Source organism: Limnohabitans sp. TEGF005, from assembly GCF_055394835.1.
In genome coordinates this window covers 2,121,403-2,133,611 of record NZ_AP029226.1, presented here as the reverse complement: position 1 = coordinate 2,133,611, position 12,209 = coordinate 2,121,403, and the positions used below count along the sequence as shown (strand labels likewise).

Sequence of the window (12,209 nt, the reverse complement as noted above, 5' to 3'; positions counted from 1 at the left end):
GAATGCTCGTCTCATTGCTTGAGCTTTTTTTGGGGACCGCCGTCGTCGCCCTGCCGGTCTGGTGGTGGACTGGCTTGACTGAGGCCGCTATGGCGGCTTTGCTGGCGGCGTTGGTTTTGGCGGTCTTTTTGATCTGGAAAACCTACCGTATTGAACGGTGGTTGTCCCAAGCTGACCTGCATACGCCGTTGCCTTGGACAGGTGTTTGGTCTGAGATCGCCCACCGCATTCAACGCTTGTTGAGGCAACGCGAAAAGCAGGCAGCCGCCGCAGAGCAGCGTTTGCAGTATTTCTTGCAAGCCATTCAAGCCTCTCCCAACGGGGTGACTTTGCTGGATGCCCAGGGCCGCATTGAGTGGTGCAATTCCACCGCATCGAGCCACTTGGGTCTGGATGCCCGACGGGATTTGAACCAGCACATCGTTCACTTGGTGCGCGACCCGATTTTTTCCAAGTATTTCGCCCTGGATGTGCACGACTCGGACGTGGTCATGGATGGCCGAGCCAGTTCCTTGGCACAAACCCCCAAGTTGTCGGTGCAGTTGCATGCCTATGGCGAGGGGCAGCTGTTGTTGCTGACCCGCGACATCACCTCCGTGACGTTGGCCGATGCCATGCGCCGTGATTTTGTGGCGAATGTGTCGCACGAGATTCGAACACCCTTGACGGTACTGAGCGGTTTTGTTGAAACCCTGCAATCCATTCCCTTGGAAGACGCAGAAAAACAGCGCTATTTGCAACTGATGGCTGTGCAAGCAGAACGCATGCAAAGCCTGGTGGCCGATTTGTTGACCTTGTCACAGCTCGAAGGCAGTTTGCCACCGGGTTTGTACGAAAAGGTGGACTTGCCTGGCTTGATGAGCCGCTTGGCCGCTGATGCGGTGGCGCTGTCCAGCGTGTTGTCCGGGCACGATGGGGAGGAACGCGGGCCGGTTCACGATTTGGTGTTTGAGCCTGCACCGCGTTGGGCCTTGTTGGGTGTGCAGTCTGAATTGCTCAGTGCCATGTCTAATTTGGTGAGCAATGCCATCCGCTACACCCCAGCCGGTGGTGTGATTCGTGTGGCTTGGTCCCGCACGTCGGACGGTGCCATTTTTTCGGTGAGCGACACTGGGCCAGGGATTTCGCCTGAGCACTTGCCACGCTTGTCAGAGCGGTTTTATCGCGTAGACCGCAGCCGATCACGCGAAACAGGTGGCACAGGTTTGGGGCTGGCCATTGCCAAGCATGTGGTTCAACGCCATGGCGGTGAGTTGCGTATCCAGAGCGAAGTGGGCAAAGGCTCGACATTCATGTTGGTTTTGCCCGCGAGCCGTATCGAAGCGTTGACCGACTGAGACGCCTGGTTTCGTATTTCAGTGCGATCTGAAATTCGGTGAATGAGCATCCGGTTCCCCTAGCCTTTTTGTCTGCAGCGCCCCTCAAGCTACCTTTGCAATAGGTCATCTTTTGTGATGTTGGCCGCTTGTGGCCGGTGCCCCCCTTTTAAGAGCCCCTTCATGTCAGGCCTTTAATCTTCAAGCTGAGATGAAAGGTCGATTTCATGTTGAATTTCAGAAAATTCCGGCGCATGGCCGTGGAAACGGGTATCGGGCTTGCTTTGATCGGCGGCTTGCCGGCCATGGCGGTCACACCTCAAACAGAATTGTTGCGTTGGCAACAAGCTGCCGGACAAACAGGTGATGCGGCCAAGGGGCAAGTGTTCTTTGGTCAGCGGCATGGTGGTGAATGGTCATGCGCGTCATGCCACGGTCAGCCACCGACCCGCGATAACCAACACGCGTCTACGGGCAAAAAGATCGCAGCTTTGGCCCCGGCCTTCAATGCCGAGCGCTTGACCGACAGTGCCAAGGTGGACAAATGGTTCAAACGCAATTGCAAAGATGTGTTGTCACGCGAGTGCACGGCCATTGAAAAGGCGGATGTGCTGGCTTACCTGATTGGTTTGAAATGAAGCGCCATTTTTTTTGGAAATCAGCGTCTTTTCATGGCTTGTTCTGTGCTGTAGTCTGGGCCGTGTCTGTCCCTGCTGTGGCCGATGGACGCCTCATGCCCACGCAGGTGCCAACGGTCTACAAGCAGGAATGTGCGGCCTGTCACATGGCCTACCCGCCGGGCATGTTGCCCGCGCCATCGTGGCGACGCATCATGACAGGGCTTGACCGTCATTACGGCACCGATGCATCGCTGGAGCCTGCTCAGGTGCAGCAAGTGTCTGCCTGGCTACTGGCCAACGCAGGAACCTACAAGCGTGTGCGCGAAGAGCCGCCAGAAGACCGAATCACCCGTTCGGCCTGGTTTGCCCGCAAGCACCGCGAGGTGGATCCGGCTGTTTGGAAGCGCGTCAGCATCAAGAGTGCCGCCCAATGCAGCACTTGCCACACCCAAGCCGAGCAGGGCAATTTTGATGAACATCAAGTGCGTATTCCACGCTGATGTTGGGCAAGGTTCACGAACACCAGGAGCTTGAAATGATGTCGAATACTTCTTCGTTAGGGCATGTGCAGACCGATGCACCGACACCCACCCGGCGGACGGTGGATGTGTTCACTCGCGTCTTGCATGCCTTGCTGGCTTTGAGTTTTGTGGGGGCTTACATCACTGCCGAAAGCGAAATATTCAGGCTGGTGCATGTGAGTCTGGGCTACACGCTGGGCGGTTTGCTGCTTGTTCGTGTGGTGTGGGGTTTGCTGGGGCCTCGCCATGCACGCCTGTCTGCGATGTGGGGCAAGTTGCGAGGTCTGGGCGCTTGGTGGAATGGCGTGCGCACAGGCCAGGCCTCTTGGCGGCAGACACAAAACCTGTACATGGCGCTGTCGGTGGTCCTTGTTTTGCTGACCATCGCACCCGTGGTTTTGTCGGGTTATGTCACCTACCAGGAGTTCACCGGGGAGTGGATGGAAGAGGTGCACGAGTTCTTTGGCAACGTGATGCTGCTGGCGGTGTTGGCGCACGTTTCGGGTGTGATCGGTCTCAGCTTGCTGCGCCGACGCAATCTGGCGACCCCCATGCTCACCGGGCGTGTGGAGGGCGCAGGGCCTGACTTGATCAAGTCGAACCACTCGATTTTGGCGCTTTTGCTGTTGGCTGCTGTGCTGTCTTTCTGGGGCTGGCAGTGGCAGACTTCTCCGCAGACCCCGTCTGACCCTGGCGTCAGTGCGCTGCTCGCTGCACCCGGGAAGGCACAATCTGAAGACCATGACGATTGATTTTTCATTCACCCATTCAGGATTCTCAGATGCGCGTTTTACTGGCTGAAGATGATGAATTGCTGGGTTCCGGCCTCAAGGCGGGGCTGCAGCAGCAGGGTTTCCTGGTCGATTGGGTGCGCGACGGTGTGGCGGCCGAACGCGAGTTGTTGACCGGTGTCTATCAGGCCTCGGTGCTGGATTTGGGCTTGCCTCGCCAAGATGGGATGCAATGCCTGTCGGCGGTGCGACGGCAAAAAATCACCACGCCGGTGTTGATCTTGACCGCTCGCGATGGTGTGCCCGACCGCATCGCGGGCTTGGATGCCGGTGCCGACGATTATTTGGTCAAGCCTGTCGATCTGTTGGAGCTGGCTGCTCGTTTGCGCGCCTTGGTACGCAGGGCCCATGGGGTCGCAGAACCCAGCTTGGAGGCGGGGGCTTTGCGCCTGGACCCGGTGTCCCGTCAGGTCTGGCTCGATGAGCGACTTGTGGAGTTGTCGTTGCGCGAATACGAGGTGCTGCAAATCTTCATGCTGCATGTAGGCCGTGTTTTGACGCGTGGGCAAATTGAGCAGCACCTGTACCAGTGGGGCACCGAGGTGAGCAGTAACACGGTGGAGGTGCACATTTACAACCTGCGCAAAAAACTCCGTGCCGATGTGATCGAGACCTTGCGGGGTGTGGGCTATATGTTGCCCCAGCAGATCAAGTCGCTTGCCCGGACAGACCCTCCTTTGGGTACCGCATGACAGCCTGGCGTACAACTTCTTTGCAGTGGCGTTTGACGCTGAGTTTGTTGTTCGTCACCACGCTGGTCTGGGCGCTGGTGTTGGTGATGACCTGGTTCAAGACCGAGCACGAGCTCAGTGAGTTGCTGGACGCCCATTTGGCGCAAACCGCGGCTGTGCTGGCGGTGCAAACCAGCGATGAGCACGATGACGACTTCACCACGGCGGCTGTGCTGCACAAATACCAACCGCGCGTGGCTTTTCAGATCTGGCACGAGAAGGACTTGATCTTCCGTTCAAACGAAGCCCCTTTGGTGCCCTTGGCACCCCTGGGGCAAAGCGGTATTTCCAATCAATGGCAAGCACAGCAAGCTTGGCGGGTCTTTGCCACACCCGGACGCGAAAGCGATGTTTGGGTGGTGGTGGCTGAGTTACAAACGGCGCGCAACGACATTTTGAACGCAGGATTGCAGTCGGCCATCGTGCCCATGTTGTTGGCTTTGCCGGTGTTGGCTTTGTTGATCTGGGGCACCATTTTTCAGTCTTTGGGCACTTTGCGCCAACTGAGTCAAACGGTCGCGCAGCGTCACCCCGATGCCCGTCAGCCTTTGAGCGAGGTGGTTTCTGCAGAGGTGCAACCGTTGGTGCGGGCGCTCAATCGATTGTTTGATCAGATGGCGCAACAAATGGACGGTGAACGCCGCTTCACAGCCGATGCCGCGCATGAATTGCGAACGCCGATTGCGGCCATTCGCATGCAGGCGCAAGTGGCCCGTGGCACCGACACGGGCAGCGAGCGCCAAAACGCGCTGGACGCTGTGCTGCAAGGCTGCGACCGCGCCACTCGGCTGGTGGCCCAGTTGTTGCAATTGGCCCGGTTGGATGCCGGTGGCGTGGCACAGGCGGCTGTGGCGTGTGATGCTGTGGCTGAAACCCGCGCGACCTTGGCCGACCTGGGGCCGCAGGCTGTGGCCAAGCAGCAAACCCTGAGTCTGGACGCCCCGGAGTCATTGCCCTTGTCGATGCCGCCCGGTTTGGTGGGGGTGCTGGTGGGCAATTTGGTGGACAACGCCCAGCGCTATAGCCCAGCAGGTGCCCGCATTCAGGTGGCATGGGATGCATTGCCCTTGCCGCGTCTGGTGGTGCAAGACAGTGGTCCGGGATTGAGCGATGCGGATCTGTCACGTCTGGGTGACCGGTTTTTCCGAGTGCCCGGCAATGGTGCCGATGGCAGTGGCTTGGGCTGGTCGATCGTGCGTCGCTTGGCGCAGCGTTATCGCCTGCACGTCCTGGTGGAGCGCAGCGCTGAACTGGGCGGCTTGCGGGTGGTGTTGACTTGGCCTGCGCCCTAGCAAAGTCTTGTCCGTGCCAGAGCAGGCCTTGCAGCGGCCACCCATTGCAGCAGCGACACGCTGACCCCACTGAGCAAGCCCGATGCTGTCGCGATGAGCGTTGGCCAGACGGGCAAAGGCTCGAACTTCAACGGCTCAGCCAACCAGGGCCAATGGATGGCCAGGGCCAGTAAGACCCAAGCCAGTCCGATCACCCCATAAGCCACGAAGTTGGGCGTGCGCAAGTGCTGCCAGAAATGGCCGCCACCCGCACGGTTGGACAAGATCAGGGCGGTATTGCCCGTGATCAAGGTGATGAAGACCATGGCACGTATTTGTGCTTCACTCAGCAAGCCCAGGTTCAGTTCGGCTGGCCAGTGGTTGCCCAAGGCGGTGGGCCATGCCCCCGAGCCCACCTGTGCCAAAGCGAAGGTCAGTGCCACACCGGCCAGCACGCACAGGCCTTGGCCCAAGGCCAAGAGGATGGCTTGGGCGCCGAACAGCGGTGCATGGGTGTCACGCGGTGGGCGCTGCATCACATCGGCTTCTTCGGGCTCGCTTTCAAAGGCCAAAGAGCAGGCCGGGTCAATCACCAGTTCCAGCAAGGCGACATGCAGGGGCAGCATCAGGGCAGGCCAGCCCATGACCATGGGGATCAGTGCGATACCGGCAATCGGGATGTGGATGGCAAAGATGTACTGCATCGACTTTTGCAGATTGCCGAAGATGCGTCGGCCCAAGCGTATGCCACGCACGATGGATGCAAAGTTGTCGTCTACCAGCACCAGGTCGGCGGCTTCCCGCGCCACATCGGTGCCGCGTGCACCCATGGCGATGCCCACATGTGCGGCTTTCAGGGCCGGTGCATCGTTCACGCCGTCGCCCGTCATGGCCACCACTTCACCGTTGGCTTGCAGCGCTTGCACAATGCGCAGCTTTTGGTGCGGCGAGATGCGTGCGCACACTGTGACGTGGCTCAAGCGCTCACGCAAGGCCGCATCGCTCAGGCGGTCGAGTTCTTCGCCGCTCAGCGTGGTGCCTTCGGGCAGCCCGGCTTGCCGTGCGATTTCGCGGGCGGTGACCGGGAAGTCGCCCGTGATCACGATGACCTGGATGCCCGCCGATTGGCAGTCGGCCACGGCTTGCGGAATTTCGGGGCGCAAGGGGTCGGTCAAGCCGATCAGGCCCAGCCATTCAAAGTCAAAAGCGTGCGGTGTATCTGGGTAGTCATCGCCTTCAAAGCGACTGTGCGCCACCGCCAGCACACGCAAGCCCTGCGCGGCCATCTGCGCGACGCAGGCCAGCCAACGTTGGCGCTCGCCATCACTCAGGTGGCACAGGTCCATGATGGCCTCGGGTGCGCCTTTGGCCGAAACAACGCGGTCCTCTGCTTGCTCAAATTGCCAGACATGCGACATGGCTTTGAGGTTGGGGCTGAGGGCGTAGCTTTGCACCAGTTGGCCCTCGCCGAACGCCCGGTTGGTGTCCTTGAGTTGGCGTTGGCCCATGGCATGGAATGCGGTTTCCATCGGGTCAAAGGGCGTGGGGGCGCTGGCCAAAATAGCGTGTTCGATCAAGGGGTGAAACGCCGCAGACAAAGGGGCCTCGGCGATGGGTGTTGGACAGGCCGTGCCCGAAGGATCGGTCCAGTGCACGATATCGCCAGGGTCCGCGTCTGGCCGACGGGGCACCGCGAGCGCGGTCACGGTCATGCGGTTTTGCGTCAGAGTGCCGGTTTTGTCTGTGCACAACACACTGGTCGCCCCCAGGGTTTCGATGGCATTGATGTGGCGGGTGAGCACGCCTTCGCGTGTCAGTCGGCGTGCACCCATGGCCGGAAACAGCGTGAGTACCACCGAATATTCTTCCGGCAGGATGGCCATGGCCAAAGCGATGCCCGCCAGCAAAGCGGGCAGCCATTGCCCGGTGCGCCAACCCAGGGTCAGCACCATCACAACACAGAGCACCCCCACCAGGCTGGCCAGCACTTTGACCAGCCGTGCGGTTTGTCGCTGCAAGGGGGTGTCGGCCTGCTGCACTTGGGCCAGCGCTTGGCCGATTTGGCCAATCTGGCTGTGCATACCAGTGGCGGTGACTTGTGCCCGCCCACTGCCGCGAACCACAAAAGTGCCGCCATGAACGCACGAGGCGGGTGGTGGGGTCTGGTCAGCCGGACGACCTGTGGCTGGCAGCTCGGGCAGCACCTTGTCAACGGCCATGGATTCACCCGTCAGCAGGGATTCGTCAATCTGCAGGTTGTTGGCCGTCAGCAGCCTGCCATCGGCGGCCACCCTGTCGCCCTCTGACAGCAACAGCCAGTCGCCCACAACGACGTTGGTGGCAGGAATCAGCTGCGTCTGCCCGTCTCGCAGCACCCTTGCCTGCGGTTGTGTGAGTTGCCGCAGGGCCTCGATGGCCGCTTCGGATTGCCCTTCTTGATAAAAACTGAGCACCAGCACCGCCAGCACAAACACGGAGAGGGTCATGCCCTCGGTCAGGTCCCCCAGCAGCATGTACAGCACTGCTGCCGTGACCAGCAAGGCAAACATGGGTTGGCGCAACATGTCGGCCAGGCGACGCCACACGGAGCGTTGGGTGGCTTGCTCGATTTCATTGGTGCCGTCTTGTGCCAGTCGTGTGGCCGCCTGGGCTGTTGTCAGGCCCTGTGTGGTGTTATGGTGATCCGCTGCCATGGTTCAGTGTGCGAGGCACGACGCCTGTAGGCTTTGACGAAAGTCAAGCAGGCCAAGGATGTGGCCCGCTTTGAACCGTTGTGTGAACCGGGTGTGTCTGCCCATGCCCGTGCAAGGAGCCCTCATGAACCCCAAAATTCAGGAATTTCTGGACCGCATTCAGCAACTGGAAGCGGCCATAGAGCAAGAGGCCAAAAGCCGACGTCAGCAGTGGCAGGCTGATTTTGAGGTGCACAAAGTGCGCTTTGAAAAAGAAGTGCTGGCCCAGCAAAAGCGGTTCAAAGCCGGTTTGTGGGGCTATGTGCTGACAGCTGAGTGGCGGCATGTGCTGTGTGTGCCCTTCATTTACCCGGTGCTTTTTCCGATGCTGTTGCTCGATGCTTTTGTCACGCTGTACCAGTGGGTTTGTTTCCCGTTGTGCGGCATTCCCCGAGTCAAACGGGCCGACTATTTTGTGTTCGATCGCACTCACTTGGCCTATTTGAACTGGCTTGAAAAAATCAATTGTGCGTACTGTTCTTACGGCAACGGCTTGATGGCGTATGGCCGCGAGGTGGTGGGCCTGACCGAGCAATACTGGTGCCCCATCAAGCACGCGCGCCGCACGATGCAGGCCCATGCGCACTACCACGGCTTTGCCGATTACGGTGATGCCGAAAATTACCGTGCCGAGCTGGCCCGCTTGCGTGCCGATTTGCTCAAAATGCGCACGGACGCAGCCGATTCAGTGCGCTGACGGGGCACCGCCGGTCGGCGCCGAAAAACGACAGCGGCGGCGACCGGACCTGTCAGGCTCAGCAGGTTCAGTGGCATTGGCATGCGGTCACAATCGGCGCAAGAGTAGGGGGAATTTTGACCATCTCATTGGCCAGTGTCCCAACATCGACAGCCCTGTTTTGACAAGCTGAATACAGTGGGCGCATGAAAACATTTGCAACCTTGGCCGATTTGGCCGCCTGCGTCGGCCAGGATGTGGCCGCGACCGAATGGGTGGAGATCACCCAACAGCAAGTCAACCAGTTTGCCGAGGCGACGGGCGATCACCAATGGATCCATGTCGACCTGGAGAGGGCCAAGCAAGGCCCCTTTGGTGCACCCATCGCGCACGGCTTTTTGACCTTGTCCTTGTTGTCGCAATTTTTTGACAAAACCATCGTCGTCACTTCGGCACGCATGGGGGTCAATTACGGCCTGAACAAGGTGCGATTCATGGCCCCCGTGCCGGTGGGCAGCCGTTTGCGAGCGCATTTGCATTTGCATTCGGCCACGCCCATTGAGGGCAATGGCTTGCAATTGCAGTGGAATGTGACCTTGGAACGTGAAGGCAGCGACAAACCGGTGTGTGCAGCCGAGTCGCTGGTGCGTCTTTACGGCTGAACAGCCCCGCTCGGGTCAGCGCTGGCCCCGCCAAACTCGTTTTGCCGCCAGGCTTCGAACACACTGACCGCCACGGCGTTGGACAGATTCAGGCTGCGCTGGCCTTCGCGCATGGGCAAGCGGATGCGTTGGGCTGGCGCAAACTGCTCGCGCAGTTCAGGTGCCAGACCCCGAGTTTCAGAGCCAAACACCAACCAGTCGCCGGGCGCAAAGGCCACGCCGTGGGCAGCGCGACTGCCTCGGGTGGTCAAAGCAAACATGCGTTGGGGATCGGGCTTTTCGCTGTTCAAAAAAGAGGCCCAATCGGCATGACGGCGCAAGTCGGCGTACTCGTGGTAATCCAGACCCGCGCGGCGCATGTGTTTGTCGTCCATTGAAAAGCCCAGGGGCTCAATCAGGTGCAGCGTACAGCCGGTGTTGGCGGCCAGCCGGATGACGTTGCCGGTGTTCGGCGGGATTTCGGGCTCAACCAGGACGATATGGAACATGGCCCGTATTGTGCCTTGGCTGTTGCGGTCACCTATGGGGGATTCAGGCGTCGTGGTGTGTTTCGGTCCGTGCCAGTACCAGGGCGCTGATGTGCACCACGCCAGCTTGGCGCAACACGCGGGCGGCAGTGTGCAACGAGGCGCCGCTGGTCATCACGTCGTCCACCAGAACCACCTTTTTGCCGCGCAGTTGTGCGGCCCGCAAGGGCTCTACCGCAAAAGCGCCTACCAGGTTGGCCAACCGATCGGCCCGGGGCAGGCTGCGCTGTGAGGGTGTGTCGCGGGTGCGCAGCAGCATATGGGCATCGGCATTGTGCGGGCTGAGCTGACGTGCCAGCAGCCATGCCTGGTTGTAGCCGCGCTCGGCCAGACGCTGTGCTGACAGCGGGATGGGCAGCACCCAGTCGGCCGCGTCCAAGGTGTCTTCTGCCCAAGGGGCGCTCAGCATCAGGGTGGCCAAAGGCCCGACCCATCCTGGCCTTTGGTGAAATTTGTAGTCGGCAATCAGGTCGACCCAGGGCCAGGCGTAGGCCGTGGCGGTCAGGCACAAATCCAGTGGGGGCGGGGATTTCAGGCAAGTGCCGCATCGTTCGGCCAGATGGGCCAAGGGCAGGGCGCAGGTGAGGCAGCGGTGCTGCGGTTGCGCAAAGCGACTGATGCAGGCATCACACAAGGGGGCTTGTGGCCAGCTTTGGCAGACTGCGCAGCGGCTGGGCAGCCAGCCCCAAGCACGGTCCGGTCGGTGCATCGTGGGCGTTGAGCCTATTGCCTTGAACCAGTTGGGCCACATGAAATCAATATACTGCCGCCACCCCCTGACCACAAGGATCGAACCTGTTGTTCGCCTGGAACAGGCTTCCTTTTTTTATTGCCTTGGCCATGTCTGCACCCGAACGCCCCCCGTCGCTGGACCCTGTTGCTGCTGCCCGTTGGGCGGCGTACCCCGTAGGGATGGCATCGCCCTGGCTGCACGAAGAGGTGGCCTCTCGCATGCAGGACAGGCTGGACTTCATCAAACTGCAGCCGACCACTTGGGCCCATTGGGAGCCTGCGCGTGGCGGCCTGTTGGCGCATAAGGCTTTGCAAAAACGCTACCCAAAGGCCCAGGTGTGGCTGAACAGCGCGTACGCTGACCAGGCGTTGGCGGCACGATCGGCGGTGCAGGGGCACTGGTGGCAAGCTGCTCGCTGGCTGGGGCCGCGCATTCAGGTGGGGCTGCCACCAGAGGGGCAAGTCCAGATGCTGTGGGCCAACATGCTGTTGCACACCGCTGCCCAACCTCAAAAATTGCTGAAAACCTGGCACAGCGCTTTGGCGGTGGATGGGTTTTTGATGTTTTCCTGTTTGGGCCCCGATACTTTGCGGGAATTGCGCAACGCCTATGCCCAGCAAGGCTGGCCGGAGCCCGCCCATGAATTTACCGACATGCACGATTGGGGCGACATGCTGGTCGAGGCGGGTTTTGCAGAGCCTGTGATGGACATGGAGCGCATCACCCTCACTTACGAAACACCCGAGCGCATGCTGGCCGAATTGCGTGAGTTGGGGCGAAACCTCCATGTTCAGCGTTTTGCTGGTTTGCGCGGACGCCGTTGGCGCGAGCAACTGGACCAGCTTTTGTTGACCCTGGCCCGACCCGAAGAGGGCGGGCGGTTGACGCTGAGTTTCGAAATTGTGTATGGTCATGCCCTCAAACCCCGGCCGCGCGTCAAAGTGAGTGCGCAAACAGAGATTGGTCTTGAGCAGATGCGGCAAATGTTGCACAGCACGACGGGTAAAGCCGACAAAGTTTGAGTTGAATCAAAACCCTTTCGTAACTCGGGTAAAATCCGCCCGGTTTTAGCCACAATACATGCTTGATAGCGTGTTAGGTTATTGAAAGTTGACGCGTGTCAAATCCCACATACCAGTTCGCACAAGAGTCTGGCCACGCCATTCATTGGCGGCTCAGGCGCAATTGCTCGGTAACACCCGCCCAGTTGGGTTGGCTTTACCTGTCTTTGTGTTTGGTGTCACTGGGGATTGGGCTGTTTTTCTGGCTGCAGGGTGCTACTTTGGTATTGGCATTTGCTGGCTTGGAAATCACGCTGGTTGGCTTGGCTTTTTTGGCCTATGCACGGCACGCGACCGATGGTGAGTGGATTTCATTGCAAGGCACCAGCCTGGTGGTGGAATGTGAATCTGCCGGGCGCCTTGAGCGGGCAGAGTTTGCGCGTCAATGGGTCAGAGTGGAGCCAAAGTCTGGCGACCACAGCCTGATTGAATTGTCGGGCGAGGGTCGTTCGATCGAGGTGGGGCGTTTTGTGCGCCCCGAGTTGCGCCAAGTGTTGGCGCGAGAAATCAGAAGGGCGTTGCGTTCGGCGTGATGCCTGGCGGCAAACGGGGCCTAGCCTGGTTTGCC

Annotated in this window: 13 protein-coding genes; 10 read left to right on the top strand and 3 right to left on the bottom strand. The window is 59.9% G+C overall.

Annotated features, from left to right (window positions below):
• Nucleotides 1-2 precede the first annotated feature (2 nt).
• The 6 genes from phoR to ACZ5RG_RS10290 all read left to right on the top strand — a co-directional run bounded on the left by phoR (nt 3) and on the right by ACZ5RG_RS10290 (nt 5,271).
• On the top strand, nt 3-1,337 hold the full coding sequence (gene phoR / locus ACZ5RG_RS10315; protein WP_464446979.1) for a phosphate regulon sensor histidine kinase PhoR: 1,335 nt from the start codon (nt 3-5) through the stop codon (nt 1,335-1,337).
• Between the two features lie 206 nt (nt 1,338-1,543).
• Entirely contained in the window at nt 1,544-1,954 is a 411-nt protein-coding gene (locus tag ACZ5RG_RS10310; RefSeq protein WP_312260181.1) for a DUF1924 domain-containing protein, read from the top strand.
• A 95-nt stretch (nt 1,955-2,049) separates the two neighbouring features.
• Nucleotides 2,050-2,436 (top strand): diheme cytochrome c, encoded by a 387-nt coding sequence (locus tag ACZ5RG_RS10305; protein ID WP_298597204.1) that lies wholly within the window; start codon nt 2,050-2,052, stop codon nt 2,434-2,436.
• 35 nt (nt 2,437-2,471) lie between these two features.
• Nucleotides 2,472-3,209: a cytochrome b/b6 domain-containing protein gene (locus tag ACZ5RG_RS10300; RefSeq protein ID WP_312260180.1), complete on the top strand. Its 738-nt coding sequence runs from the start codon at nt 2,472-2,474 to the stop codon at nt 3,207-3,209.
• A 29-nt stretch (nt 3,210-3,238) separates the two neighbouring features.
• Nucleotides 3,239-3,940 carry a response regulator gene (locus tag ACZ5RG_RS10295; protein ID WP_464446978.1) on the top strand — a complete coding sequence of 234 codons (702 nt, stop codon included), beginning with the start codon at nt 3,239-3,241 and terminating at the stop codon, nt 3,938-3,940.
• Entirely contained in the window at nt 3,937-5,271 is a 1,335-nt protein-coding gene (locus tag ACZ5RG_RS10290) for a histidine kinase dimerization/phospho-acceptor domain-containing protein (protein ID WP_298597195.1), read from the top strand. The genes ACZ5RG_RS10295 and ACZ5RG_RS10290 overlap by 4 nt, the downstream gene beginning before the upstream one ends.
• Here ACZ5RG_RS10290 and ACZ5RG_RS10285 read toward each other — a convergent pair.
• Nucleotides 5,268-7,943 (bottom strand): cation-translocating P-type ATPase, encoded by a 2,676-nt coding sequence (locus ACZ5RG_RS10285; RefSeq protein ID WP_464446977.1) that lies wholly within the window; start codon nt 7,941-7,943, stop codon nt 5,268-5,270. The genes ACZ5RG_RS10290 and ACZ5RG_RS10285 overlap by 4 nt on opposite strands.
• A 124-nt stretch (nt 7,944-8,067) precedes the next feature.
• Here ACZ5RG_RS10285 and ACZ5RG_RS10280 point away from each other — a divergent pair, with 124 nt between their 5' ends.
• Complete coding sequence (locus ACZ5RG_RS10280) at nt 8,068-8,679, top strand: hypothetical protein (RefSeq protein WP_298597199.1); 612 nt, start codon at nt 8,068-8,070, stop codon at nt 8,677-8,679.
• A gap of 185 nt (nt 8,680-8,864) precedes the next feature.
• Complete coding sequence (locus ACZ5RG_RS10275; RefSeq protein ID WP_464446976.1) at nt 8,865-9,320, top strand: MaoC family dehydratase; 456 nt, start codon at nt 8,865-8,867, stop codon at nt 9,318-9,320.
• On the opposite strand, the gene trmL is transcribed toward ACZ5RG_RS10275, so the two are convergent.
• Complete coding sequence (trmL, locus tag ACZ5RG_RS10270) at nt 9,311-9,808, bottom strand: tRNA (uridine(34)/cytosine(34)/5-carboxymethylaminomethyluridine(34)-2'-O)-methyltransferase TrmL (protein ID WP_464446975.1); 498 nt, start codon at nt 9,806-9,808, stop codon at nt 9,311-9,313. The two genes, ACZ5RG_RS10275 and trmL, sit on opposite strands and share 10 nt — an antisense overlap.
• Before the next feature lie 43 nt (nt 9,809-9,851).
• Entirely contained in the window at nt 9,852-10,556 is a 705-nt protein-coding gene (locus ACZ5RG_RS10265; RefSeq protein ID WP_464446974.1) for a ComF family protein, read from the bottom strand.
• Nucleotides 10,557-10,687: 131 nt separating this feature from the next.
• Between ACZ5RG_RS10265 and ACZ5RG_RS10260 the strand changes: the two genes are divergently transcribed.
• Both ACZ5RG_RS10260 and ACZ5RG_RS10255 read left to right on the top strand, forming a co-directional pair.
• Nucleotides 10,688-11,602 (top strand): biotin synthase, encoded by a 915-nt coding sequence (locus ACZ5RG_RS10260; RefSeq protein WP_312260176.1) that lies wholly within the window; start codon nt 10,688-10,690, stop codon nt 11,600-11,602.
• A 95-nt stretch (nt 11,603-11,697) separates the two neighbouring features.
• On the top strand, nt 11,698-12,174 hold the full coding sequence (locus tag ACZ5RG_RS10255) for a DUF2244 domain-containing protein (protein ID WP_298601181.1): 477 nt from the start codon (nt 11,698-11,700) through the stop codon (nt 12,172-12,174).
• Nucleotides 12,175-12,209: the final 35 nt, after the last annotated feature.

Bases quoted from the DNA above. Each gene is read 5' to 3' on its own strand.
- ACZ5RG_RS10300 (WP_312260180.1), top strand. From the start codon at position 2,472: ATGATGTCGAATACTTCTTCGTTAGGGCATGTGCAGACCGATGCACCG.
- ACZ5RG_RS10275 (WP_464446976.1), top strand. From the start codon at position 8,865: ATGAAAACATTTGCAACCTTGGCCGATTTGGCCGCCTGCGTCGGCCAG.
- ACZ5RG_RS10280 (WP_298597199.1), top strand. From the start codon at position 8,068: ATGAACCCCAAAATTCAGGAATTTCTGGACCGCATTCAGCAACTGGAA.
- ACZ5RG_RS10285 (WP_464446977.1), bottom strand. From the start codon at position 7,943: ATGGCAGCGGATCACCATAACACCACACAGGGCCTGACAACAGCCCAG.
- ACZ5RG_RS10265 (WP_464446974.1), bottom strand. From the start codon at position 10,556: ATGCACCGACCGGACCGTGCTTGGGGCTGGCTGCCCAGCCGCTGCGCA.
- phoR (WP_464446979.1), top strand. From the start codon at position 3: ATGCTCGTCTCATTGCTTGAGCTTTTTTTGGGGACCGCCGTCGTCGCC.
- ACZ5RG_RS10290 (WP_298597195.1), top strand. From the start codon at position 3,937: ATGACAGCCTGGCGTACAACTTCTTTGCAGTGGCGTTTGACGCTGAGT.
- ACZ5RG_RS10305 (WP_298597204.1), top strand. From the start codon at position 2,050: ATGCCCACGCAGGTGCCAACGGTCTACAAGCAGGAATGTGCGGCCTGT.
- trmL (WP_464446975.1), bottom strand. From the start codon at position 9,808: ATGTTCCATATCGTCCTGGTTGAGCCCGAAATCCCGCCGAACACCGGC.
- ACZ5RG_RS10310 (WP_312260181.1), top strand. From the start codon at position 1,544: ATGTTGAATTTCAGAAAATTCCGGCGCATGGCCGTGGAAACGGGTATC.
- ACZ5RG_RS10295 (WP_464446978.1), top strand. From the start codon at position 3,239: ATGCGCGTTTTACTGGCTGAAGATGATGAATTGCTGGGTTCCGGCCTC.
- ACZ5RG_RS10260 (WP_312260176.1), top strand. From the start codon at position 10,688: ATGTCTGCACCCGAACGCCCCCCGTCGCTGGACCCTGTTGCTGCTGCC.